The organism is Halobacillus sp. AWM4_238 (assembly GCF_056158265.1).
The window spans coordinates 3,198,445-3,220,845 of record NZ_JBSWSY010000002.1; the positions used below are offsets into that span (position 1 = coordinate 3,198,445).

General features: G+C 44.3%; 23 protein-coding genes, 10 tRNA genes, 1 rRNA gene and 1 pseudogene. 30 read left to right on the forward strand and 5 right to left on the reverse strand.

Annotated elements, in window-relative coordinates; translation table 11 throughout:
* Nucleotides 1-79 precede the first annotated feature (79 nt).
* The 12 genes from rrf to rocF all read left to right on the forward strand — a co-directional run bounded on the left by rrf (nucleotide 80) and on the right by rocF (nucleotide 2,585).
* Nucleotides 80-193: ribosomal RNA gene (gene rrf / locus ACXACN_RS15930) — 5S ribosomal RNA — on the forward strand.
* Between the two features lie 42 nt (nucleotides 194-235).
* A tRNA-Asn gene (locus tag ACXACN_RS15935) sits at nucleotides 236-310 on the forward strand.
* 3 nt (nucleotides 311-313) lie between these two features.
* A tRNA-Thr gene (locus ACXACN_RS15940) sits at nucleotides 314-385 on the forward strand.
* Between the two features lie 21 nt (nucleotides 386-406).
* Nucleotides 407-481, forward strand: a tRNA-Glu gene (locus ACXACN_RS15945).
* Between the two features lie 6 nt (nucleotides 482-487).
* Nucleotides 488-563 (forward strand) — tRNA-Val (locus tag ACXACN_RS15950).
* A gap of 12 nt (nucleotides 564-575) precedes the next feature.
* Nucleotides 576-651, forward strand: a tRNA-Thr gene (locus tag ACXACN_RS15955).
* A gap of 16 nt (nucleotides 652-667) precedes the next feature.
* A tRNA-Tyr gene (locus tag ACXACN_RS15960) sits at nucleotides 668-753 on the forward strand.
* Between the two features lie 109 nt (nucleotides 754-862).
* Nucleotides 863-937, forward strand: a tRNA-Gln gene (locus ACXACN_RS15965).
* Between the two features lie 182 nt (nucleotides 938-1,119).
* A tRNA-Lys gene (locus ACXACN_RS15970) sits at nucleotides 1,120-1,192 on the forward strand.
* Nucleotides 1,193-1,208: 16 nt separating this feature from the next.
* Nucleotides 1,209-1,283, forward strand: a tRNA-Gly gene (locus ACXACN_RS15975).
* Between the two features lie 3 nt (nucleotides 1,284-1,286).
* Nucleotides 1,287-1,359, forward strand: a tRNA-Ala gene (locus ACXACN_RS15980).
* A gap of 323 nt (nucleotides 1,360-1,682) precedes the next feature.
* The gene (rocF, locus tag ACXACN_RS15985; protein ID WP_474965744.1) at nucleotides 1,683-2,585 is read left to right on the forward strand and encodes an arginase; all 903 of its coding nucleotides are present in this window, start codon (nucleotides 1,683-1,685) and stop codon (nucleotides 2,583-2,585) included.
* An 11-nt stretch (nucleotides 2,586-2,596) separates the two neighbouring features.
* On the opposite strand, the gene ACXACN_RS15990 is transcribed toward rocF, so the two are convergent.
* Complete coding sequence (locus ACXACN_RS15990) at nucleotides 2,597-2,791, reverse strand: Spo0E family sporulation regulatory protein-aspartic acid phosphatase (RefSeq protein ID WP_474965745.1); 195 nt, start codon at nucleotides 2,789-2,791, stop codon at nucleotides 2,597-2,599.
* 158 nt (nucleotides 2,792-2,949) lie between these two features.
* Here ACXACN_RS15990 and sigW point away from each other — a divergent pair, with 158 nt between their 5' ends.
* The 7 genes from sigW to ACXACN_RS16025 all read left to right on the forward strand — a co-directional run bounded on the left by sigW (nucleotide 2,950) and on the right by ACXACN_RS16025 (nucleotide 10,543).
* A complete protein-coding gene (gene sigW, locus ACXACN_RS15995; protein WP_474965747.1) occupies nucleotides 2,950-3,513 on the forward strand; it encodes an RNA polymerase sigma factor SigW in 564 nt (187 codons plus the stop codon).
* Nucleotides 3,514-3,528: 15 nt separating this feature from the next.
* Nucleotides 3,529-4,185, forward strand: a complete 657-nt coding sequence (locus ACXACN_RS16000) for a zf-HC2 domain-containing protein (RefSeq protein WP_474965748.1) — start codon at nucleotides 3,529-3,531, stop codon at nucleotides 4,183-4,185.
* 201 nt (nucleotides 4,186-4,386) lie between these two features.
* On the forward strand, nucleotides 4,387-5,199 hold the full coding sequence (gene cdaA / locus ACXACN_RS16005; protein WP_474965749.1) for a diadenylate cyclase CdaA: 813 nt from the start codon (nucleotides 4,387-4,389) through the stop codon (nucleotides 5,197-5,199).
* Nucleotides 5,192-6,184, forward strand: coding sequence for a CdaR family protein (locus ACXACN_RS16010; protein WP_474965751.1), 993 nt, complete (start codon nucleotides 5,192-5,194; stop codon nucleotides 6,182-6,184). The genes cdaA and ACXACN_RS16010 overlap by 8 nt, the downstream gene beginning before the upstream one ends.
* A gap of 58 nt (nucleotides 6,185-6,242) precedes the next feature.
* Nucleotides 6,243-7,592 carry a phosphoglucosamine mutase gene (glmM, locus tag ACXACN_RS16015; RefSeq protein WP_474966892.1) on the forward strand — a complete coding sequence of 450 codons (1,350 nt, stop codon included), beginning with the start codon at nucleotides 6,243-6,245 and terminating at the stop codon, nucleotides 7,590-7,592.
* Between the two features lie 494 nt (nucleotides 7,593-8,086).
* Entirely contained in the window at nucleotides 8,087-9,889 is a 1,803-nt protein-coding gene (gene glmS, locus ACXACN_RS16020; RefSeq protein WP_474965752.1) for a glutamine--fructose-6-phosphate transaminase (isomerizing), read from the forward strand.
* Nucleotides 9,890-10,006: 117 nt separating this feature from the next.
* Nucleotides 10,007-10,543 carry a hypothetical protein gene (locus ACXACN_RS16025; protein ID WP_474965753.1) on the forward strand — a complete coding sequence of 179 codons (537 nt, stop codon included), beginning with the start codon at nucleotides 10,007-10,009 and terminating at the stop codon, nucleotides 10,541-10,543.
* A 68-nt stretch (nucleotides 10,544-10,611) separates the two neighbouring features.
* Here the strand turns inward: ACXACN_RS16025 and ACXACN_RS16030 are convergent, their stop codons facing one another.
* On the reverse strand, nucleotides 10,612-11,760 hold the full coding sequence (locus tag ACXACN_RS16030) for an FtsW/RodA/SpoVE family cell cycle protein (protein WP_474965755.1): 1,149 nt from the start codon (nucleotides 11,758-11,760) through the stop codon (nucleotides 10,612-10,614).
* Nucleotides 11,761-12,343: 583 nt separating this feature from the next.
* Complete coding sequence (locus ACXACN_RS16035; protein WP_474965756.1) at nucleotides 12,344-12,643, reverse strand: phospholipase; 300 nt, start codon at nucleotides 12,641-12,643, stop codon at nucleotides 12,344-12,346.
* 126 nt (nucleotides 12,644-12,769) lie between these two features.
* Here ACXACN_RS16035 and ACXACN_RS16040 point away from each other — a divergent pair, with 126 nt between their 5' ends.
* On the forward strand, nucleotides 12,770-13,096 hold the full coding sequence (locus tag ACXACN_RS16040) for a four-helix bundle copper-binding protein (protein ID WP_474965757.1): 327 nt from the start codon (nucleotides 12,770-12,772) through the stop codon (nucleotides 13,094-13,096).
* A 150-nt stretch (nucleotides 13,097-13,246) separates the two neighbouring features.
* Here ACXACN_RS16040 and ACXACN_RS16045 read toward each other — a convergent pair whose 3' ends face one another.
* Nucleotides 13,247-14,116, reverse strand: a complete 870-nt coding sequence (locus tag ACXACN_RS16045) for a permease (RefSeq protein WP_474965759.1) — start codon at nucleotides 14,114-14,116, stop codon at nucleotides 13,247-13,249.
* Nucleotides 14,117-14,306: 190 nt separating this feature from the next.
* Nucleotides 14,307-14,624 carry an ArsR/SmtB family transcription factor gene (locus ACXACN_RS16050; protein ID WP_474965760.1) on the reverse strand — a complete coding sequence of 106 codons (318 nt, stop codon included), beginning with the start codon at nucleotides 14,622-14,624 and terminating at the stop codon, nucleotides 14,307-14,309.
* Nucleotides 14,625-14,816: 192 nt separating this feature from the next.
* Between ACXACN_RS16050 and ACXACN_RS16055 the strand changes: the two are divergent.
* From ACXACN_RS16055 to ACXACN_RS16100, 10 genes and pseudogenes are all read left to right on the forward strand, one after another.
* Nucleotides 14,817-15,014 (forward strand): annotated as a pseudogene (locus tag ACXACN_RS16055) (helix-turn-helix domain-containing protein); the annotation flags it as partial.
* A 59-nt stretch (nucleotides 15,015-15,073) separates the two neighbouring features.
* Nucleotides 15,074-15,421: an ArsR/SmtB family transcription factor gene (locus ACXACN_RS16060; RefSeq protein ID WP_474965761.1), complete on the forward strand. Its 348-nt coding sequence runs from the start codon at nucleotides 15,074-15,076 to the stop codon at nucleotides 15,419-15,421.
* Between the two features lie 12 nt (nucleotides 15,422-15,433).
* The gene (locus ACXACN_RS16065) at nucleotides 15,434-16,729 is read left to right on the forward strand and encodes an arsenic transporter (RefSeq protein WP_474965763.1); all 1,296 of its coding nucleotides are present in this window, start codon (nucleotides 15,434-15,436) and stop codon (nucleotides 16,727-16,729) included.
* Between the two features lie 28 nt (nucleotides 16,730-16,757).
* Nucleotides 16,758-17,180, forward strand: coding sequence for an arsenate reductase (thioredoxin) (arsC, locus tag ACXACN_RS16070; protein ID WP_474965764.1), 423 nt, complete (start codon nucleotides 16,758-16,760; stop codon nucleotides 17,178-17,180).
* A 104-nt stretch (nucleotides 17,181-17,284) separates the two neighbouring features.
* Nucleotides 17,285-18,238: a thioredoxin-disulfide reductase gene (gene trxB / locus ACXACN_RS16075; protein WP_474965766.1), complete on the forward strand. Its 954-nt coding sequence runs from the start codon at nucleotides 17,285-17,287 to the stop codon at nucleotides 18,236-18,238.
* Nucleotides 18,239-18,427: 189 nt separating this feature from the next.
* Entirely contained in the window at nucleotides 18,428-19,477 is a 1,050-nt protein-coding gene (locus tag ACXACN_RS16080) for an ArsR/SmtB family transcription factor (protein WP_474965767.1), read from the forward strand.
* Nucleotides 19,474-20,712 (forward strand): MFS transporter, encoded by a 1,239-nt coding sequence (locus tag ACXACN_RS16085; RefSeq protein ID WP_474965769.1) that lies wholly within the window; start codon nucleotides 19,474-19,476, stop codon nucleotides 20,710-20,712. Before ACXACN_RS16080 ends, ACXACN_RS16085 begins: the two co-directional genes overlap by 4 nt.
* 23 nt (nucleotides 20,713-20,735) lie before the next feature.
* The gene (locus ACXACN_RS16090) at nucleotides 20,736-21,152 is read left to right on the forward strand and encodes an NUDIX hydrolase (RefSeq protein ID WP_474965770.1); all 417 of its coding nucleotides are present in this window, start codon (nucleotides 20,736-20,738) and stop codon (nucleotides 21,150-21,152) included.
* The gene (locus ACXACN_RS16095) at nucleotides 21,149-21,859 is read left to right on the forward strand and encodes a nucleotidyltransferase domain-containing protein (protein WP_474965772.1); all 711 of its coding nucleotides are present in this window, start codon (nucleotides 21,149-21,151) and stop codon (nucleotides 21,857-21,859) included. Before ACXACN_RS16090 ends, ACXACN_RS16095 begins: the two co-directional genes overlap by 4 nt.
* Nucleotides 21,860-21,863: 4 nt before the next feature.
* Nucleotides 21,864-22,382 carry a P-loop NTPase family protein gene (locus ACXACN_RS16100; RefSeq protein ID WP_474965773.1) on the forward strand — a complete coding sequence of 173 codons (519 nt, stop codon included), beginning with the start codon at nucleotides 21,864-21,866 and terminating at the stop codon, nucleotides 22,380-22,382.
* The last annotated feature ends 19 nt before the right edge of the window (nucleotides 22,383-22,401 follow it).

The following is a 22,401-nucleotide window of genomic DNA, read 5'->3' on the forward strand; positions in this document are numbered from 1 at the left end:
CAGTCGTGAAAAGTGTTTCTTTTTCAAAAAAGATGTTTCCTTATCCAGTTTTGAGGGTTTACCTCAAACTTTATATTGATGTGGTGGTGAAGGCGAAGAGGTCACACCTGTTCCCATGCCGAACACAGCAGTTAAGCTCTTCAGCGCCGATGGTAGTCGGGTTTACCCCCGTGAGAGTAGGACGCCGCCACATTGATTCTCTTTCCTTATTAATGCTTTTGATGAATGACATTATTCCAACGTAGCTCAGTGGTAGAGCAATCGGCTGTTAACCGATCGGTCGTAGGTTCGAATCCTACCGTTGGAGCCACTTGCTTCCATAGCTCAGTGGTAGAGCACTTCCATGGTAAGGAAGGGGTCGCCGGTTCAAATCCGGCTGGAAGCTCTGAGAAACAAACATGCACATGGCCCGTTGGTCAAGTGGTTAAGACACCGCCCTTTCACGGCGGTAACACGGGTTCGAATCCCGTACGGGTCACCACTTATCGGAGGATTAGCTCAGCTGGGAGAGCACTTGCCTTACAAGCAAGGGGTCGCAGGTTCGAACCCTGCATCCTCCACCATTAATTTCATATGCCGGCCTAGCTCAACTGGCAGAGCAACTGATTTGTAATCAGTAGGTTGGGGGTTCAAGTCCTCTGGCCGGCACCACTTATTTAGTCAAAGTGGAGGGATAGCGAAGTTGGCCAAACGCGGCGGACTGTAAATCCGCTCCCATCGGGTTCGTAGGTTCGAGTCCTACTCCCTCCACCATTTTTTTCTTTGACTATAACGGCTGACATCCTTGATCAGCTATTTTTTATGAAAATTAACATTCCTTGTATAATGATCTTTAGATGGTTCATACTATTTTTGTAACTGTTGGGCCATAGCCAAGCGGTAAGGCAACGGTTTTTGGTACCGTCATGCGCTGGTTCGAATCCAGCTGGCCCAGCCATTTTCTAAAAGATGTTATACTGGATATAATAATGTGAGCCATTAGCTCATCTGGTAGAGAAGGCGTAAACCTCATTGAATCTTCTTCCTTGTAGGCTTTGCGAGGAGCGTATGCTTCACCGAGAAATCTATCAACGTAACGAGCACATTGCTTACAAAATAATGAGCATTATGTTTTCATATGAGCCATTAGCTCAGCTGGTAGAGCATCTGACTTTTAATCAGAGGGTCGAAGGTTCGAATCCTTCATGGCTCATCTTTCAATTTTATATGCGGGAGTAGTTCAGTGGTAGAACACCACCTTGCCAAGGTGGGGGTCGCGGGTTCGAATCCCGTCTCCCGCTCCATATGGGGCCTTAGCTCAGCTGGGAGAGCGCCTGCTTTGCACGCAGGAGGTCAGCGGTTCGATCCCGCTAGGCTCCACTCTATGAACCTGACATCAACTTTGATGTCAGGTTTTTTTGTTCATCTGAGCTCTTATCCACCATTCTGTCGGTGGTAAGAATCGATGTAGGATATTGCTTGTTTATCGACCTCCATCCAAGTAAAGATGGAAGTAGAATGCGATTGTTTTTCACGCACAAACGACCGACTAATATATGGAAAAATATACTGAACCTTGTAAACATGCATGATTACATACGTTTTCATACTCTATCTCGTATATATATGCACAAACATGTCCAGTTGAGTCATTCTAGGAAAAACGGATACAATGATAAGTAGAGAAAAAAGGAGGAACTTTGATGAATAAACAGCTTTCAGTTATCGGTGTACCTATGGATCTTGGACAGATGCGTCGAGGCGTAGATATGGGACCGAGTGCTATTCGTTATGCAGGTATGGTTGAACGTCTAGAGCAATTGAAATATAACATTGAAGATCTAGGGGACATTGAGATTCCTCGTCCGAAACACAATACAGATGAGAAGCAGGATAACTTACGTAACTTAAATGAAATCGCTGAAGGAAGCCGCCGACTTGCTAAAGCGGTTGATGAAGTTGTAGAAAATAAGCGTTTCCCACTTGTGCTTGGGGGAGATCATAGTATCGCAATGGGGACTCTTGCGGGAGTTGCGAAACATTATGAGAATCTCGGAGTCATCTGGTACGATGCTCATGGTGATTTAAACACAGCCGACAGCTCTCCATCTGGAAACATTCATGGGATGCCGCTTGCTGTAAGTTTGGGGGTCGGCCATGAGAAACTGACCAGCATTCATGATTATGAGCCGAAGATTAAACCAGAAAATATCGTGATTATTGGAGCTCGTTCTTTAGATGAAGGAGAAAGAGTCCTTATTGAAGAGAAGGGTATCAAAGTTTATACCATGCACGAAGTTGATCGTATGGGAATGACACAAGTGATGGAGGAGACGGTTGATTACTTGAAGGACCGTACGGATGGTGTTCATTTAAGTCTGGACCTTGATGGACTGGACCCTAATGAAGCCCCTGGCGTGGGAACCCCTGTTATGGGTGGTTTAAGCTATCGTGAGAGCCATCTTGCCATGGAGATGCTTCATCAATCAGGAATGATCACATCCGCGGAATTCGTAGAAGTGAATCCGATTCTCGATGAAAAAAATAAAACCGCTAGCGTAGCGGTAGGTTTAATGGGTTCTCTATTTGGTGAGAGCTTAAAATAAAATGGACAACTCTAGCAGTAACCCGCTTTTTGCAAGGTGGGTTGCTGTTTTTTATAGGTTATTTCATCGTATTCATTCAACAAGCGATCCAGTTTTACACTGATTCGTACGACTTCTGGCGAGCTTAATTGATGGAGACCGGCTAAACGAATCATTTCCCCACGACAAGCTTCGATTTCCTTCTTCAAAGCGGTCACTTGCGTCATTTTTTTATCCTCCTAAGAAATTTTTTACATTTACAGCTTTATAACCGATACTAAAAAAAGTTAAACTTATATTAGCTAAAAAATATCAAATTTATGAAACTTTGAGGCGAGGTCATCCGTAAAGGTTATCGACCGCACGTATAGCGGAGGTATAGTAGATGGAAACCATGATTAAGCAAAAAATAAAAGAGGTAAAAAAAGGGAACCAATCCGCATTTGAAGACATTGTATCTTTTTATCAGAACAAAGTTTTTCATATTTGCCTGCGAATGGTTGGGAACTCGTATGAAGCTGAAGATCTGGCTCAGGAAGCTTTTATCAGAGCCTACACAAACCTCCATACCTTTGATGAGAAAAGGAAATTCTCAACTTGGCTGTATCGGATAGCAACGAACTTGTCGATCGACCGGATCCGTAAAAAAAAGCCTGACTATCATCTGGATGCAGAAGTGAAGGGGACGGAAGGGTTAGACATGTATTCGCAACTAGCTGCAGATCAAGCTCTCCCTGAAGAAGAAGTGGAAAGTCTTGAATTGCAGACGTACATTCACAAGGAAATACTAGCGCTGCCGCCCAAATATCGTAGTGTAATCGTGCTTCGATATTTAGATGAGCTTGCTCTTCAAGAGATCGCGGAAGTTCTCGATATTCCTGTGGGAACAGTCAAGACGAGGGTCCATCGAGGTAGAGAGGCTTTAAGAAAAAGGCTTCGACATGTGTGAAGGAGTTGAGAGGGAATGAATTGCAAGAGAGAAGCAATTGAACTCATGCATAAGTATTTAGATGGAGAATTATATAAAGAAGAAGAGAGACGACTGAGAGATCATTTACAAAGCTGCCAATCCTGTCAGAACCACTTTCATGAATTAAAAAGGACGACGACACTGATTAAGAATACGACACCTGTTTCTGCGCCGCCACGTTTTACTGCCAATGTGATGGCGAATCTGCCAAAAGAGAAAAAAAGGAAGAACTATATCCGTAAGCTTCAGAAGCATCCTTTGCTCACAGCTGCTGCCGTCTTTTTCATATTGATGTTTGGTGGCATATTCACCGAATGGAATCAGGACCAACAAGTGACGGTTTCCAAGCAAGAGAATCTGGAAATACGAGATCATACGGTCATTGTCCCTGAAGGGGTTACGGTTGAAGGCGATCTTGTCGTTAGAAATGGAGATTTGAGAATTGATGGGAAGGTCGATGGAGATATCACCCTGATCAATGGAGACATCCTCAATGATTCTTCTGAACAAGTGGAACCGGGTGATGAGCTTGACCGCAACAATCTTCGGGCTTATTCTGGCGAACTGACAGAAGTCAACGAGGTTTACGAATGGATTTGGTATCATACGAAAAAGACCTTCGAAGCAATCTTCTCATTTCAATCGGATTAGTTAAGCAAGGAGGCGTAGGCTTCCTTGCTTTCTTTTTTTGAAAAGGAAGGACCGAAAGTTCGTCTGAAAAAATTAAAAAGTAGGGAACCGTATGGGGGTTTGGGCAGAACGGTATGTTCTCCATATATACAGGAAAGGTTATGTGATATAATGGTAAATGTGAATTTTTAAGGTTTATTTTATCTAAAAGGAAGTGTAGGCATGCTTGATGGGGGATTGGATGTTTTAGATTATTTTTTGATTACCGTGGATATCGCCCTTGTCTGGTTTGTTGTATATAAATTAATCATGCTGATCCAGGGTACGAAAGCCGTTCAGCTTTTAAAAGGTATTTTCGTTATTCTGGGAATATGGTTATTGAGTAATTTATTTGGACTGACCACATTAAGGTGGCTGATGTCACAAGCGATTACGTGGGGTTTCCTCGCGATTATCATCTTGTTCCAGCCTGAACTCAGGAGAGCTTTAGAACAACTGGGACGAGGAAGTTTCTTCAGCAGGAATACTTCAGAAGAAGAAGACACCGAGAAAACGTTACAGGCGATCATAAAGTCTTGTAACTATATGGCTAAACGCCGAATCGGTGCATTGATCACCATAGAACGTGATACTGGTATGGGAGATTACGTGGAGACAGGCATCCGCGTCGGCGGACATTTGTCGAACGAGCTGCTTACCAATATTTTCATACCGAACACACCTCTCCATGATGGAGCGGTCATACTTAAGAACGATGAAATCGTCGCTGCTGCCTGTTATCTTCCGCTTTCGGAGAGTCCTTTCATTTCGAAAGAACTCGGGACGAGACACAGAGCAGCCATGGGAATCAGTGAAGTGACGGATGCTCTAACCATCGTTGTATCAGAGGAGACAGGAGCTATTTCCTGTACCAAGAACGGGGAATTGCATCGAGATCTTGATCAAGTAAAGTTAGAAGAAATATTGCGTACTGAATTGGATTACTCCGCCCCTGCGGTGAAAAGTTGGAACTGGAGGGGGAAGAAAAATGGATAATTGGTTCAAGAGTATTTGGTTTATAAGGATTATATCCCTTATGCTTGCTGGACTTCTATGGGTGACAGTCAATGTAGACAACAATATGGATTCTGATTCTTTATTCTTTAATCAGTCGTCTTCTGACATGGAAGTTATGGAAAACATTCCATTGGAAATCAGGTTCGATAGTGAAGAATATGTAGTAAGTGGAATTCCTCAAGAAGTATCGGTTTCTGTTGAGGGGCCGACCTCTGCTGTCGCTCCCGTTTCCCGGCAGAAGAACTTTACGGTTTTTGTAGATTTGAACGGGCTCGGTCCGGGTACACATGAGGTGTCTTTACAACACTCAGGCATATCCAACCAGCTTGCGGTCACTCTTGATCCTAAAATCATCGAAGTGACGATTGAGGAAAAAATAACAGAGAATTATGAAGTAAACATTGATTATATCAATCAAACGAATTTAGACAGTACGCTCGAACTCGGTGAACCACAGGTAGACCCTTCACAAGTTTCGATTACGGGGGCATCCTCGGTTATTGATCGTGTAGCCTCTGTGAAAGCAATCATTGATGTCGGAGGGGCCACGGAGTCGATTGAAGCACAGGAAGCTCCGGTCAAAGTTTACGATAATCAGGGGAATGAGCTGAATGTCCTCGTAGATCCAACGACTGTGAATGTATCTGTACCGATATCCTCCCGGACGAAAAGCGTCCCGATCAATGTTGCTGCCCGTGGAGGGAATACGGAAGGCGTACTCATTGAATCCGTCAGTACGGAAACAGAAGAAGTCATCATTTCCGGACCGAAAGAAGTGCTGGATGGCATTAATGAGCTTCCAGAAGTCCCTGTTGATGTATCAGAAGTGACAGAAGATCAAACCGTAGAAGTCGATATACCGCTTCCTGAAGGAGTAACTTCTGTTCAACCTGAAACGATTGAAGTGGATATTGAAGTTGTTGAAGGTGAAGCAGAAGAAGAAAGCAGCACAGAGCAACCTTAACGAATCAATGGTTGAAACATAGATCGATGGAAAGCATAGAAAGAGAGGTCAGATGATTATGGGTAAATATTTTGGAACGGATGGCGTACGAGGAGTCGCAAATAAGGAATTGACACCGGAGCTTGCATTCAAACTTGGGCGTTACGGCGGTTATGTCGTAACTAAAGGTGTCGAGCGTCCGAAAGTTTTAATTGGACGTGACACAAGGATTTCAGGTGAGATGCTCGAAGGTGCATTGGCTGCCGGGTTACTGTCGATTGGAGCAGAGGTTATGCGACTTGGTGTCATCTCTACACCAGGCGTAGCTTTTTTGACGAAAGCACTACAAGCAGAAGCAGGAATTATGATATCAGCTTCCCACAACCCTGTTGAGGATAATGGAATCAAGTTCTTCGGTCCAGATGGCTTTAAATTGACCGATGATCAAGAACAGGAAATTGAAGCATTGATTGACGCAGAGCAAGATGACCTTCCGAGACCTTCAGGATCGGACCTTGGTCAAAGCAATGACTACTTTGAGGGCGGACAAAAGTACTTGCAGCACTTGAAGCAAACCGTTGACTATGATTTTGAAGGCATGCATATCGCACTCGATTGTGCCCATGGAGCGACTTCATCACTGGCATCCCATTTATTTGCGGACCTTGAAGCAGATATTTCTTCAATCGGTTCATCGCCGGATGGTTTGAACATTAATGATGGTGTCGGTTCCACACACCCAGAGCCATTACAAAACCTTGTGAAAGAGAAGAAAGCGGATGTTGGACTTGCCTTTGACGGGGACGGAGATCGTCTAATTGCGGTTGATGAAAAAGGCAATGTTGTCGATGGAGACAAAATCATGTACATCTGTGCTAAACATATGAATGAGAATGGTACGTTGAATCATTCGACTGTCGTCTCTACGGTCATGAGTAACCTTGGCTTTTATAAAGCTGTGGAAGCGAATGGGATGAAGAGTGATAAAACAGCTGTAGGGGATCGTTACGTCATGGAAGAAATGCGACGTGGTGGTTATAATCTTGGGGGAGAGCAATCTGGACATATCATCTTCCTTGATCACAACACGACTGGAGATGGCATGCTTTCGGCTCTCCAATTGGTTAATGTCATGAAAGAAACAGGCAAACCACTATCAGAGCTTGCCGGTGAAATGGAGAAATTCCCTCAAGTACTGAAGAATGTTCGCGTCATTGATAAAAATAAAGTTCAAACGCATCCTAGAATCCAGGAAGCTATCCAGGCGGTAGAAGAGGAAATGAATGGGAGTGGACGTGTTCTAGTACGCCCTTCCGGAACAGAACCTCTTGTAAGGATCATGGTAGAAGCGCCAACCGAAGAACAATGCGAAGAATATTGCGATAAGGTTGTCCAAGTCGTTGAAGAAGAACTTGGTTTGAACGAGTAGATACAAGGGCTTGCGCAGGTCACACATGACGTGTGATCTGCGCATATCCTATTACAAGGTCCTTACATTTCTGTAACGGTTACAATTTTTATTGACCCGTCTCAGGGGGCTGTGTACAATTAAACATGTCCTTTTAAAAAATGCCGAATTCGAAGTTTGAGAAACCATTCAAGCGGAAAACAGACAAGAAGGACTTTATTTTGAAACAGTTAAGGAGGATCGAGGTTATACCCATTTATAAAGCGCCAGGACTGTGTGTGACGGCTTAACATGAACACAGTTGACGAGGTGGAGGTTCATCGAGTATTCGGCGGATGCCTCCCGGTTGCCACACTTCAACCGCATGTCCGAATGTAAAACGGGAAGGTGACTTTCCGAACAAAACATTCAGGACGAAGTGATTACAGAAAGAATAACGGGAGAGGGGCAGCGAAGAGCCCCTGAAATACACGGTGCATTCGTTGCCCTTCTCCGATAACAGGAGGACAACAATTATGTGTGGAATAGTAGGATATATCGGACAGAAGGATACAAAAGAGATTTTATTGAATGGATTGGAAAAGCTTGAGTACCGCGGCTATGATTCAGCGGGTATTGCAACGTTGAACGAAAATGGAGTGGACGTAACGAAAGTAAAAGGTCGGATCGCATCCTTGCGTGAAGCAGTCGATTCAAGTGTTAAAGCAACACATGGCATCGGTCATACACGCTGGGCGACGCACGGCGCTCCTAGTGAAGAAAACGCACACCCGCACCAAAGCACTTCCGGACGCTTCACAATCGTTCACAATGGCGTCATTGAGAACTATGTGGACGTTCGTGACGAGTACTTGAGCGGTGTAGAGTTCAAGAGTGAAACAGATACGGAAATCATTGTTCAATTGATCGAAGTGTTGAATGAAGAAATGAACGATGTAGCTGCGGCCTTCCGTAGAGCAGTCGATCTTTTGACGGGTTCTTATGCCATTGCGATGATCGATCGTGAAGATCACGATACGATTTATGTTGCTAAGAATAAGAGTCCGCTCCTAGTTGGAATCGGCGATGATTTCAACGTTGTAGCCAGTGATTCCATGGCAGCTCTTCACGTAACGGATCAATTCCTTGAGCTTATGGATAAAGAAACCGTAACCGTTCGTCGTGATGGTGTTGAAATCCAAAAGCCTGATGGTACGAAAGTTGAGCGTGAACCTTTTACAGCAGAACTGGATACAACAGATATCGAGAAGGGAACATACCCTCACTTCATGCTGAAAGAAATTGATGAACAGCCGTTCGTCATCCGTAAAATCATTCAGGAATATCAAAATGAGAAAGATGAAATCAAGCTGGATCCTGAAATTCGCCAAGCGATGAAAGAGTGCGACCGTATCTATATCATCGCAGCAGGTACGAGTTACCATGCCGGACTTCTAGGTAAACAGTTCATCGAAAAACTAGCGAACATCCCAGTGGAAGTTCATGTAGCTAGTGAATTCTCTTACAACATGCCACTCCTTTCTGAGAAACCATTGTTCGTGTACATTTCTCAAAGTGGTGAAACGGCAGACAGCCGTTCTGTCCTTGTGCAGACAAAAGAACTTGGCCACCCGGCGCTGACGATTACGAACGTGCCAGGGTCCACCCTCTCCCGTGAGGCAGACTATACGATGCACCTGCATGCAGGACCTGAAATTGCTGTAGCTTCTACAAAAGCGTATACAGCACAAATGGCTGTGCTTGCAATTCTAGCCGTCGATACAGCGCGTGCGAAGGGCATTGAACTTGATTTTGATCCAATGCAGGAGCTAGCCATCGTAGCGACGAGTATGGAAGCTTTAACCGATCAAAAAGAAAAATTGGAAGACTTGGCTCGAGAGTATCTATCTACCACTCGTAACTGCTTCTTCATCGGCCGCGGCATTGACTATTACGTAGGACTGGAAGGCTCTCTGAAGTTGAAAGAGATCTCTTACATCCAGGCGGAAGGTTTCGCCGGTGGTGAATTGAAGCACGGAACGATTGCTTTGATTGAAGATGGTACACCTGTCATTGCTCTTGCAACACAAAAGAATGTCAATTACTCCATCCGTGGAAATGTCCAGGAAGTGGAGGCACGTGGTGCGAACAGCATGATCATCAGTATGGAAGGCTTGAACAAAGAGGGCGATGCTTTCGTCATTCCTCAAGTCCATGACCTTATGACACCTCTTGTCTCTGTCATTCCATTTCAGCTGATTTCATATTATGCAGCGCTTCACCGTGACTGTGATGTTGATAAACCACGTAACCTTGCAAAGAGTGTTACGGTAGAATAAAGATTTAGTGAAACTGGCACCCGGTTCGGGTGCCAGTTTTTTTCATACTTGCATCTGGATAGGAGAAAGAAAACATGGGGAAAATACATCTATTGGAATGTAGTTAGGGGTGCTTGAATGAAGAAATATGCCCTCGTTTTATTGTTAATGACAGGCCTGTGGTTTTTCCATACGCCCGTTCAAGCCCAAGTGGATCAGCCCAAGCCTCTTGAAGAGTTCTATGCTGAATATGGATACAAATCGTTGGAAGAAGCAGTGAAAGAATTTGAACAGCAAATGAACAGGAAAGTATTTCTGCCAAAGAAGCTTCCTTCCTTGGCATTTACTCATGTGTTAGCCAGGGTGAATGTGTTAGGCGGCAAAGACAATGTGGAATTAAATGTGGAGTACTTGAATGAGCATGTACCTGAAAACCATTTTAATGTTGATCTTCGTCCTGTAGAGAACAATCTATACATTCATGAAAAGCGAATCATAGAACAGGTAAGGTTGGAGACAGGAGGGAAAGGGGTTTTTGTAAAAGTCCCGGGTTTTCACGTCTTCATTTTTGAAACGGAGCAATGGCAGTACAGGTTAAGTATGGATCAACGCGTTTCTGATCAATTTTTCCCGGATGAGTTAGTGGAAATCGCCAATTCGATCGATAGGAATTGATGGTATACGAGAATTATACGGTTAAAAAAAGGGGCGTCCGAAGACGTCCCCTTTTGTATGGTGTTTCTCTATTCGCCAAACATATAGGTCTTATGGTGATAGGATATCGAAAAAGCAATTCCGAGCGCCATCAAGTTTCCGAGCAGGGCACTCCCTCCATAACTAATGAACGGAAGTGGGATCCCTGTAATCGGAAGCAGCTGTACAGACATTCCGATGTTCTGGAATACGTGGAAGGCGATCATGCTGATGATTCCGACCATTACATATGAGCTGTAATTGCTGTTCGCTTTAAAAGCAATGGTTGTGAAGCGGTAGATCAACAGGAAGAATAAAATGATGACGATACAAGAACCGAGAAAACCATATTCTTCTGCGATGATACTGAAAATGAAATCGGTTTGGGCTTCTGGTAAGTACACTTCCCTTTCGCCGAATCCTTTACCATAAAGCTGTCCGGAACCAATCGCTCTCATCGCTTTGACGAGGTGATAGCCGGAAGAGTCTTCATATTTGGTCGGCTGGAACCAGGAGTAAATACGACCGAGTTGGTACTCCTTCACGCCCAAATAGCGGTCGAGCAGTTCAGGCGCTTTTAGTGCAAGCCAGATCAGTCCCGTCCCCATAGCTGAAATGGCGGCGAACATCGGCAATATGATTTTCCAGGAGATGCCTGAGATCAGAACAAATCCCGCTAAAATAGCGATGAACACAAGGCTTGTCCCCAAGTCGGGCTGCTGCATGATCAACAGAACCGGGAGGCCGGTAGCCGCTCCTAATTTTAACAATAAGAACAAATCCATCTTTATGGAAGAGCGATGCTTATGATTATGTTCAACGGAAATTCGCCCGAGGACAAGAATGGTAAATATCTTTACAAGCTCCGCAGGTTGTAAAGATAACCCTGGAAGGGCGAACCAACTCTTCTGTCCCTTAATGACAGGGGCGATTGATGGGGGAGCAACGATTAGAGCGATTAATAGAATAATACCGAATCCGTATAAGTACCAGCTGATCTTCTTGAAATCTTCAGGATCGACAAGCAGCATAAAACCGATGACGATTCCACCGAGTCCATACCAAACCAACTGTTTAAGTACGAAGTTATCATTATATTGTGTGCTTTGTTGGGCACTGAAAAGAGCGACTGCGCTGACGGCTATGAAACAACACATAATAAAAAAGAGCTGCCAATCGAATCTTTCTTCAAATTTCATCTTTGGTTATACATCCTCTCATGTTGGCGAAGCAAAAAAGCGTGCTGATGACTATTATAAGCACATGTAACACGTTTGAAAAGTGAACTCTTCCTTATTCTTCAATTATAAAGCATTCTTTTTGAACATGGGTGTGAAAATGTAACACTTATGTATCAGATATGTATTGTGGGAGGCTTGGTTTCGAAACATTGGTATGCGTTTAAGGGCTACGGGAAAAAGGGTCTTCTATCTTCCTCGCCCTGACACTCGTTCCTTAATACCCGCTGTGAGAGATTTATATTATACAATTTGATAAATCATAAAAGCCTATTATTCCAGGTGATTTTCGAGAATCTTACATGGGAAAGGGTCGGAGGGGAATGGGGAGACTCCTTCGGGGAGAGAGGGCTTGGTGAGACCTCCAGGACGGCAGTCCGAGGAGGCTCACCGTGCTCCTGTGGAAAGTGAGTCATTCCCCGCAGCCCCCTTCACTCCGAAATTAAGTTTTCCATAATCCAGCTAGATCTTTGAATCACTCACATCCATCATCGTCCATATAAAAAATCACCAAAAGGTTGGTGATTAGGGGTGGAGCGTATTTTTAGAAGCAGGTGAAGAGTCGCTGGACTCTCATGTATTTGTATAAAGTCCTGGCGTGACGACCTTCTGTAGTATATGGATTTTGTAACCTTTCTAGCTGATTGATGAAAGCAAGGTCACAAGCACAATAGTCTCTGCGGTAACGATAGCATTCATCGTGTGCTTTGCACGCGGCATCCACGGCATTCACAGGTTCACCTGGGCCGCTGCATCCTGGCCCGCAGTATTTGTAGCCGGGAAAGACACAGAATCCCGGTCTGCGTATCGGTCCTCTCCTTCTATACATGGTTTTCTCCTCCATCAAAAAGATTGGCTAGAATAGTCTATGATTAAAATATACTTTTTGTTTGGTCTTCTATCCTCTATCGGTTTATAAAAGTCTCTTTTGAGATACATACTAAAGAACACCAAAAAAGGAGGAGATTGGATGTCACATGAAAAGTATCAGGATCTTATTCAGAAGCTTCATGCTTGTATGGAAGCGTGTAACCATTGTTATGACGCTTGTTTGAAAGAGGGAGACGTAAAAATGATGGCGGAATGTATTCGTACGGATCGTGAATGTGCCGATATTTGCGGATACTTAGAACAGGCGATTTCCAGAAATTCTCCGTTTGTTTCTGAATTAGCAGGGGTTTGTGCGAAGATCTGTCAGGCTTGTGGAGATGAATGTAAGAAGCATGATCATCAGCACTGTCAGGAATGTGCAAAAGCTTGTTATGAGTGTGCTGAAGCGTGTAAGCAGGTGGCTTAAATCATAAGAACGGCCTCTTCTCTCGAAGGGCCGTATTTTTATTTTGTAGCATGTTTATTTTCTTTCTTTTCTTCTATCACGACTTTGCAGCAAGCTTTTTCTTTTTTCTTTTCAAAAAGTTTTTTAAATACATTCATATACTCACCTCCTTTAAATCAAGTAGAAAAGAAAACCGGATAGGGTGGACATGGCAATTACTGAACCTACAAAGGTGAAAACCAATTTCTTTTTGAATATGCTGTGAAGCAGGCTTACTTCCGGAAGACTAGCACCTGCTGAACTGATCATCAAAGCCATTACGGGCCCCAATGCCATTCCTTTGGCGATCATCATGTGTGAAATAGGAATCATTGTGGATAAGCGGATGTATAACGGAAGTCCTAAGAGTGCAGCAATGGGTACAAGCCACCAGCTTTCGCCTCCCATGTAACGGGTGATCCACTCTTCAGGTACGAAGCCATGAATAAAGGCACCCACCCCTGCTCCAATCAATAAAAAGGGATAGACACTTTTCATAAGTGACCATGTTTCCGAGATTGCCTGACTGATGTCCACCTTGTTTGTAGAAGTGGGGGGCTGGTAGTTTTCCATGATTACAGGTTTGAGTTGTTTTTCGAATCCTAATTCATGCAATAGGAATCCGATCGCGATAGATAGAACAGCTGTGATAAGGGTGTAGTATAAGGCGACCTTCCAACCAAGGATGGCTGTCATAAGCGTGAGAATGGTAAGGTCTAATACAGGAGAAGCGAACAGAAAAATCATAACGATGGGAAAGCTGATTTGATTCCTTAAGAGATGAACAACGATTGGAATGGTTGAACAGGAACAAAAAGGGGTCACAAACGCGAAAAGCACAGCAATTCCTGCACCTATGAGCGGATGACTTTTATTCATAAGCGATTCCAAGCGTTCGTAAGGAATGAATCCTTGAAAAAGATAGATAAGAAACGATATACCAATAAACAGAATCGTTAATTCCGTTGCCAGGGAGAAAAAGTTGTAGATTGTGTCTTGCATTTCCATCACACCTTTCATCAAAAAAAGTTGATATACCGTTGATACTTGTATAGCGAATCTATAGTTTTCTAATCGATTTCTCTAACGGATGCTTTCGCTTTTCTGTTATAAACATATGGTCACATTCATAAATCAATATTTTTTGATTAATAAACGAAAAAGGAAAGCGCAGCCACTCATGCGCTTTGGATCAATCATGTCGGAACAGACAGCAGAGCTCCTCGGATAATAAATGGTTTACTTCCTCTTCATTTAAAGAATAATAGCTCCAGGTTCCTCTTGTTTCTTTCTTGATCAGAGACGCTTCAAGCAAAATTTTAAGGTGGTAAGAAAGTTTCGATTGAGGTAGCTCCATGGTGTCAGAAAGATCACAGACACACACCTCTTTTTGCTGAGTGATTTGATGCATGATTTGCAGTCGGCGTTCATCAGCTAAGGCTTTAAATTTTTTCTGGTAGGTTTGAAAAGTTTTCGACAGGGATGATTCCTGAACGGGGGTCTCTTTCATTGTACAACCTCCTTAAATCAAAAATAATTGATTAATTTTCATTGTAAGCGCTGGTGATCTTTGAAGCAAGTGTTAAATCAAAAAAATTTGATTTAACACGAATGACACCTCCTCTTCACATGAGGTTTACGTTGAGGGAGTATTGTATAAGTATATTCTTATATGCAACCATGAAGGAGTCGTTTAAGAGAGCCTAAGTTGATGAGTAAGGAGCAAGTGGCTTTTCTCTTGGGGGAGGACGTCAGCTTCGTTGAACGATTGGAATGCGAAAAGATTTATCCCTCTTCCCATCTCATAAAGAAGCTCTCCGAAGTTTTTCAACTGGAACCAGAGGTCGTTTCAGGGCGGATTTGGTGCGAGACCTCATCTGAATGCTCTAAGTGGATATAAATTTTCTCTTGCATATATAAGCATATACTTATATTATGATGGAGGGTGAGGTGATTCTGATGGAAAAGACAATCATTGAGTTAGAACAAGCCGCTCAAACGTTGAAGCTTTTAGGAGATAAGACGCGGCTTACCATTCTTGGTTTAGTAAAAGATAGTGATTGCTGTGTGTGTGAATTTGTGGAAGTGTTGCAGATGAGTCAGCCTTCGATCAGTCAGCACTTGAGAAAGCTGCGGGACGCTGGTCTTGTGAAAGAACAACGAAGAGGGCAGTGGATTTTCTATTCCTTGAACACATCACATGAAACATATCCGATCATACAACAGGTTTTGGAACAAATTCCAGACCAAAAAGAGAAATTGACAGCATTGGAAGAAGCGGGATTGCGGATCCAATGCGATAGCTAGGGGGATTGTTTTTTGAGTTTAGCATGGATTGCTACGATTATTTTTGTACTTACGCTCGTCTTTGTCATTTGGCAGCCTAAAAATCTTGGAATCGGCTGGTCCGCTTGTGCGGGTGCCATTCTTGCTTTGATTTTTGGTGTCGTTGATTTTCAAGACGTGCTTGCCGTTACCGATATTGTCTGGAATGCGACATTAGCTTTTATTGCCATTATCATTATTTCGTTAATTTTAGATGAGATTGGATTCTTCGAATGGGCGGCCCTTCATATGGCCCGTGTGGCTAAAGGTGACGGGAAGCGGATGTTCGTTTATGTGACTTTATTGGGCGCTGTTGTTGCTGCACTGTTCGCAAACGACGGAGCGGCATTGATACTGACACCGATCGTTCTTGCGATGGTAAGGAACTTGAATTTCAAAAAAGCCATGATCCTCCCGTTCATTATGGCGAGTGGTTTCATTGCAGATACGACTTCTCTGCCACTGATTGTCAGTAACCTCGTGAACATTGTATCTGCAGACTTCTTCGATATTGGGTTTATAGAGTATGCTTCACGTATGATTGTTCCGAACTTGTTTTCACTCGTTGCAAGTATTCTTGTTTTGTTCTTATTTTTCCGTAAGAGTATTCCGGACAATTACGACTTATCTCAGTTGAAGAAGCCGAAGGAAGCGATCCAGGACCACAAGATGTTCCGTATGTCGTGGGGCGTCCTTGCTGTTCTGTTGATTGGTTATTTCGCAAGTGAACCACTTGGGATTCCTGTTTCCATCATTGCTGGAATTGTCGCGATCTTCTTCCTGTTGATGGCGAGAAGAAGTGCGGCTGTGCAAACAGGAGATGTCATTAAAGGGGCACCATGGGCGATCGTCTTCTTCTCTGTGGGGATGTATGTGGTCGTTTACGGACTTCGAAATGTCGGTTTGACTGATATCCTTTCCAATGTCATTCAGTACACGGCAGACCAGGGCTTGTTTACTGCCACAGTGTCCATGGGCTTCATTGCAGCCATTCTTTCTTCCATCATGAATAACATGCCGACCGTCATGATTGATGCTCTTGCTATAGCTGATACGAATACGACAGGTACGATGAGGGAAGCCCTCATTTATGCCAATGTGATCGGATCAGACCTTGGGCCGAAGATTACACCGATTGGGTCTCTAGCGACCTTATTGTGGCTCCACGTTCTATCCATGAAAGGGTTCCGTATTTCATGGGGGTACTATTTCAAAGTCGGAATCATCCTTACCGTGCCGACCTTATTCATTACACTCGTCGGTCTATATCTATGGTTATTGATTCTCTAATCTTACAAACAAAAAGGAGAAATGCTACATGTCTAACAAACCAGTCATTTATTTTCTATGCACAGGAAACTCTTGCCGCAGCCAAATGGCGGAAGGTTTTGGTAAGAAATACTTGAGCGACAAGTATGAGGTCAAATCAGCAGGAATTGAAGCACACGGGTTGAACCCGAACGCAGTGAAAGCGATGAACGAAGTGGATGTCGATATTACAGATCAAACCTCTGATATCATCGACGCGGATATTTTGAACAATGCTGAATACGCGATTACTCTTTGCGGAGATGCAAACGATAAGTGCCCGATGACGCCTCCACATGTGAATCGTTTCCACTGGGGATTCGATGATCCTGCGAAAGCAGAAGGAACAGAAGAAGAGAAGTGGGCATTCTTCCAACGTGTGCGTGACGAAATTGAAGCACGTATCCAAACGTTCGCTGAAACGGGTGAGTGAAAAATATTCCAAGCTGAACTGAATATAGTGGAAATAGGCATGACTCGCATCAAATAAGGTTATACCTCTAAGGAGGAAACCTTTTGTTGAAGGAGGAGTTTGGAATGGCTTATAAATCCATTATTTTAGGCACAGGCCCTGCCGGGTTGACGGCAGCCGTTTACTTAGCAAGAGCGGACATGGAACCACTCGTCATTGAGGGGCCGGAGCCAGGCGGTCAGTTGACGCTTACGACAGAAGTTGAAAATTTTCCAGGGTTCCCTGACGGCATCATGGGTCCAGAGCTTATGGATAACATGAAAAAGCAGGCGGAACGTTTCGGCGCCACTTTCAAGCGTGGATGGGTGACCGATGTAGAAGTAGAGGAGCGTCCATTCAAGCTTCATGTCGATGGTTTAGGTGAACTAGAGACGGAAACGTTGATTATTTCTACAGGAGCATCAGCAAAAATGCTCGGCATTCCAGGTGAAAAGGAAAACCTCGGAAAAGGCGTCAGCACATGTGCGACGTGTGATGGGTTCTTTTTCAGAGGAAAGAAAGTCGTCATCATCGGTGGAGGGGACTCCGCAATGGAAGAGGCAACTTTCCTTACGAAATTTGCGAGCGAGGTCCAAGTCATCCACCGTCGCCATGAGCTCCGTGCATCGAAAATCATGCAAACGAGAGCTCAAGAAAATGATAAAGTGACGTGGGCCTTAAACAAAACGCCGGTCGAAATGGTGTCGGATGGCATGAAAATCAGTGGCATCAAAGTTCGAGACAATGAGTCAGGAGAAGAAGATGTCATTGAAACGGATGGGATATTTGTGGCGATTGGTCATAACCCCAATACCGACTTTGTGAAAGGGAAACTGGATATGGATGAAAAAGGCTATATTCTCGTTGATCCAGGTACGACCAATACGAATATCCCAGGGATTTTCGCGTGTGGGGATGTGCAGGATCAAAAGTACCGCCAAGCGATTACAGCTGCAGGCACAGGCTGTATGGCAGCCATGGACACAGAGCGTTTCCTTGAAGGGGAAGCCACGATTGACTGGAGCGAAAACTTATCCTAATCATGACAGTGAGCATCGATCTGTTCGTACAGATCGATGCTTTTTTGTGTCAATAATCATCTGTCAAATAATGTTGTACCAGGTCATGCAAATAATGGAAAAACAACTTCGTGTATTTTTTGAATATTAGTTCAAATTATATTGAATTTATAATTCTACAAGTATAGAATGGCTGTAAGAGGTGATGAGATGGAAGTATTTTCTATGGGTTCGAGAAAGCGAGAGACGTATCGAGTGGAAGTGAAGCATTCCCTTTTGTGGGAAGCCGCCTTAGGCATCGCTGCGATCACGAATGAAAAACTATTGGACACGCTGGAGTACACAGATAAACAATGGCAGGCAATCAAACAATCGTTGTCAGAGGAAATGTTGGGTCATTTAGAAATGGTGCAGAAACAGAATACATGGAAAACGATCTTGCTATTGCTTCATGAAAAGGATGTGGAATCCGTATCGGAATTCAACCATTTCGTCGAAGGACTTGAAGAAGAAGAAATGCGTTACCACGCGATTCCTTATCTAGGAAAAGACCATCAGGAAGATCGAACACTTGCTTCTCAAGGAGATCAGAGGGCAGTGGCCCGGCTCCAGGAAGCATCTAAAGACAATGTGTTTTTCCCGCGTTACATCGCTTATATCAGTCAGGTGGATGGGAGCCATTTAAAGAGTCATATCCAACAGGTGATGACAGGTTGGTTTGAGTCGGTTGTTCAGCCGCAAGAGGAAGAACTTAGAGGGATTCTAGAACGCGATGCCGATTCAAAGAATAAGCGGATAGCGAAGATGGAAGCGGAGGATTTTGTGGAGTGGGCGACCCAGGGCATTCGTTACGTGCCGGAACCTAGTGTGTATAAAGTCCTCATGATTCCACAATACATATACCGTCCCTGGAATGTGGAAGCGGATATTGAAGGAGCGAAGATCTTCTATTACCCTGTATCCAATGAAAACATCCATCCTCATGATCCTTATGTTCCGGATCAGATGCTCGTTCAAAAATTCAAGGCACTCGGAGATGAGAATCGCTTACGCATGTTAAAGATCCTGATGGAGGGCGGGCGTACCTTGAAAGAAATGACCGAGGAAATCGGTATGGGGAAAACGACGGTTTATCATCATTTGAAGTTATTGAAATCCGCCCGGCTCATCGTCGCTTATGGCCCGCGGTACCATGTTAGTCCCCGCGCGTGGGAAATGCTTCCGAAAGAATTGGAGTTGTTTTTAGGAGAGGAAAAATGAATAGAGCAGAGGTATGGGAGGCCGAGGAGAAACCGGCATTCAAGGCCAACCGGCAGGCTTTCCGTTTCATGGGAGGTAATTTAGTATCCTTTTTTGGTGATCAAATCTACTTGATCGCACTCCCTTTGATGGTACTGGCTCTTACCGGCTCACCGCTCAGCATGGGAATAGTCGCGGCTATCGAACGAGTCCCTGTATTCATGCAGCCGCTTGCGGGTGTTTTTGCTGACCGGCTCAACCGGAAGCGGATTCTTTTGTTTTGTGATTTCTCCCGCTTTCTTTTACTCGGCAGCATTGGCGTATTGTTCCTGTATGGAACGATCACCGTCTATGTTCTCTACCCGACGGCGTTCATTATTGGTGTGCTTGGACAACTTTATCAAACTTCACAATTTGCATCTGTTCCAAAACTCGTAAGAAAGCAGGATCTCGACCTTGTAAACTCATGGAACACAGGAATGTTTCATACGGCTGTCTTTCTTGCTCCAGGGCTTGGGGGCTGGATTGTAACGTTTTACAATCCAGGAGTGGGAATCATCATCAACAGCCTTACATTTTTCATTGGTTTTCTAGTGGTTTGGAGTTTGCAGTTGGAAGAGGAGCCTTCCCAAGTTAACAAGTGTGCGTTTTTCGATGAGATGAAAGAAGGGTTCCGCTATGTAAAAGATCAAAAGCCACTTCTATACACAAATATTGCGATGTTCTTCTCTGTCTTTGGAACGACACTTTTTTTAACAATGCTCATCGTTCATTTAAAAGCAACAGTTGGATTCACTGGAGTGTCAATCGGATGGATCCTTTCGATTGGCGGCCTAGGTGCCATTGGAGGGGCTATGCTTGCTCCTATTCTTAGAAAGAGATTAGCCTACCGTACGCTCCTTTTTGGATGTGGAACAATAGGTGGTCTTTCCATCATCCTATTCAGTTTCTATCAATCTTTCTTTATGCTGGCTCTATTGAATGCTGTCGGGACCATTTGCGCTTCCATCAGCAGTCCATGTATTGTAACGTTAAGACAAAAGCTGACGCCGCAGCATTTACTCGGAAGGGTGCAGGCGACGAGCCGGTTCATGACATGGGCATTGATGCCTGTTGCTGCATTGACGGCTGGGTTCATTGGTGAATACATAAGCACATCCATGACTCTCGTTATGGGAGGGATTATCTCCACCTTCGCTTCTTTCATTTATTTGCACCCTTCCTTGAAAAAGGTTGAAGGAGAGGGATTGAAATAGACTACGTTCAAAGAATGAGAAGAATGATTGGAACACAGCCACTTGTTGTTGCAGGTGCTACCATTCTTGTTGAGAATGATCAGCGAGAACTGCTTTTTCAATACCGGAAAGATACAAAAGAATGGGGGCTTCCGGGCGGGGCGATGGAACCAGGAGAGACCCTCGAGCAGACGGCGGTCAGAGAGCTGGAAGAAGAAACAGGCTTGTTGGCCCGGGATGTGCATTTAGTCGGAACGTTTTCAGGGGAAGACTTTTTCTACCGGTACCCGAATGGAGATGAGGTCTACAATGTCATTGCTTGTTTTTCAGCGTCCGGGATTCGTGGAAACTTCAAAGTGGATGATGTAGAAACGCTGGATTTAAAGTATTTCAGCTGTAATGCTCTCCCTGAGGCAATCGACAAGAGAGCGGAAGTTATTTTGGAAAGGGTGAGCGGATGAAGGCATTTGAAGCTGCACAACATATGATCGCTGAGCGTTATCCAACTTGTGAGGCTGCCCTTCTCGCGGGAAGCGTCGTAAGGGGAGAGGCGACAAGCACATCCGATTTGGACGTGGTGATCTTCGATTCGAACGTACCGTCTTCTTTTCGCGAGTCTTTTTATGCGGGTGCATGGCCGGTCGAAGCTTTTGTTCATAGTTGGTCCTCCTACCGTGCTTTTTTCGAAAGTGATTGCGAGCGGGGACAACCTTCGATGCCGCGAATGGTTACGGAGGGGCAGGTACTGAAGTGGGATGATCGATTGGAAGCTGTCAAAAATGAAGCAGCGGATCTGTTGAAGAAGGGACCGGACGCCTGGTCAGATGAGACACTCGACCAAAAGCGCTATTTTCTTACCGATGCCCTGGAAGACTTCGTAGGCTGTTCAGATCTTGGGGAATCCCTTTTTATTGCAGCGAAACTAGCAGAGCAGACGAGTGAGTTTTATTTACGAGCGCATGGACAATGGAGCGGTTCATCAAAATGGCTGCCTCGGTCACTACGAAACTATGATGCTCTTTTTGCGGAGCGATTGATCCAGTGTCTTGACCATTTTTACAAAAGTGGGGAGAAAGAGAGGGTCATTGAATTGGTTGATGAGGTGCTGAATCCATACGGAGGTCGGTTGTTTGAGGGGTTTTCTATCGGAAAATTGAAAAGGAGGTAGACGGATGAAGAGAATCATGGTGCTTGGTGTTTCTTCAGGTGTTGGGAAATCGACGTTTGCAAAGAAACTAGGAGAGAAGCTTGAGATCGATGTGTATCATCTGGATCGTTTTTATTGGGAGCCGGGGTGGCAGGAAGCGACTCTTGAAGACTTCTCGGAGAGACAGAGAAACGTGGTAGAAAAAGACCAGTGGATCATTGAAGGAAATTATAGAAATACATACGAGATACGGGCAGAGAGAGCGGACACGATCATCTATTTAGAGCTTCCTTTAGCGACCTGTTTATTTCGGGTCTTAAAGCGGTGGTGGACATACAGGGGAAGCACGCGTCCAGACCTTGGGGAAGGCTGCAGCGAACGAATGGAAGCAGACTTTTTGAAGTTTATTCTGACGACCTATCGGAAACGAAAAAAGAACATGCAGAAGCGACTCCTCTCGTTTCAGGAAATTGGTCGTGAGAAGCGTGTGATCCAACTAAGATCGAAGAAAGATATACAGAAATTCCTTCATCACGTTTCATAGAGAATAAGATGGAACTTAC

Coding starts and splice junctions, on each gene's coding strand:
- rocF (WP_474965744.1), top strand. CDS start 1,683: ATGAATAAACAGCTTTCAGTTATCGGTGTACCTATGGATCTTGGACAG.
- ACXACN_RS16080 (WP_474965767.1), top strand. CDS start 18,428: ATGGAAGTATTTTCTATGGGTTCGAGAAAGCGAGAGACGTATCGAGTG.
- ACXACN_RS16100 (WP_474965773.1), top strand. CDS start 21,864: ATGAAGAGAATCATGGTGCTTGGTGTTTCTTCAGGTGTTGGGAAATCG.
- ACXACN_RS16050 (WP_474965760.1), bottom strand. CDS start 14,624: ATGAAAGAGACCCCCGTTCAGGAATCATCCCTGTCGAAAACTTTTCAA.
- ACXACN_RS16030 (WP_474965755.1), bottom strand. CDS start 11,760: ATGAAATTTGAAGAAAGATTCGATTGGCAGCTCTTTTTTATTATGTGT.
- ACXACN_RS16060 (WP_474965761.1), top strand. CDS start 15,074: ATGGAAAAGACAATCATTGAGTTAGAACAAGCCGCTCAAACGTTGAAG.
- cdaA (WP_474965749.1), top strand. CDS start 4,387: ATGCTTGATGGGGGATTGGATGTTTTAGATTATTTTTTGATTACCGTG.
- ACXACN_RS16010 (WP_474965751.1), top strand. CDS start 5,192: ATGGATAATTGGTTCAAGAGTATTTGGTTTATAAGGATTATATCCCTT.
- glmM (WP_474966892.1), top strand. CDS start 6,243: ATGGGTAAATATTTTGGAACGGATGGCGTACGAGGAGTCGCAAATAAG.
- ACXACN_RS16085 (WP_474965769.1), top strand. CDS start 19,474: ATGAATAGAGCAGAGGTATGGGAGGCCGAGGAGAAACCGGCATTCAAG.
- ACXACN_RS16035 (WP_474965756.1), bottom strand. CDS start 12,643: ATGGAGGAGAAAACCATGTATAGAAGGAGAGGACCGATACGCAGACCG.
- sigW (WP_474965747.1), top strand. CDS start 2,950: ATGGAAACCATGATTAAGCAAAAAATAAAAGAGGTAAAAAAAGGGAAC.
- ACXACN_RS16000 (WP_474965748.1), top strand. CDS start 3,529: ATGAATTGCAAGAGAGAAGCAATTGAACTCATGCATAAGTATTTAGAT.
- ACXACN_RS15990 (WP_474965745.1), bottom strand. CDS start 2,791: ATGACGCAAGTGACCGCTTTGAAGAAGGAAATCGAAGCTTGTCGTGGG.
- ACXACN_RS16025 (WP_474965753.1), top strand. CDS start 10,007: ATGAAGAAATATGCCCTCGTTTTATTGTTAATGACAGGCCTGTGGTTT.
- ACXACN_RS16090 (WP_474965770.1), top strand. CDS start 20,736: ATGATTGGAACACAGCCACTTGTTGTTGCAGGTGCTACCATTCTTGTT.
- ACXACN_RS16095 (WP_474965772.1), top strand. CDS start 21,149: ATGAAGGCATTTGAAGCTGCACAACATATGATCGCTGAGCGTTATCCA.
- glmS (WP_474965752.1), top strand. CDS start 8,087: ATGTGTGGAATAGTAGGATATATCGGACAGAAGGATACAAAAGAGATT.
- arsC (WP_474965764.1), top strand. CDS start 16,758: ATGTCTAACAAACCAGTCATTTATTTTCTATGCACAGGAAACTCTTGC.
- ACXACN_RS16045 (WP_474965759.1), bottom strand. CDS start 14,116: ATGCAAGACACAATCTACAACTTTTTCTCCCTGGCAACGGAATTAACG.
- ACXACN_RS16040 (WP_474965757.1), top strand. CDS start 12,770: ATGTCACATGAAAAGTATCAGGATCTTATTCAGAAGCTTCATGCTTGT.
- trxB (WP_474965766.1), top strand. CDS start 17,285: ATGGCTTATAAATCCATTATTTTAGGCACAGGCCCTGCCGGGTTGACG.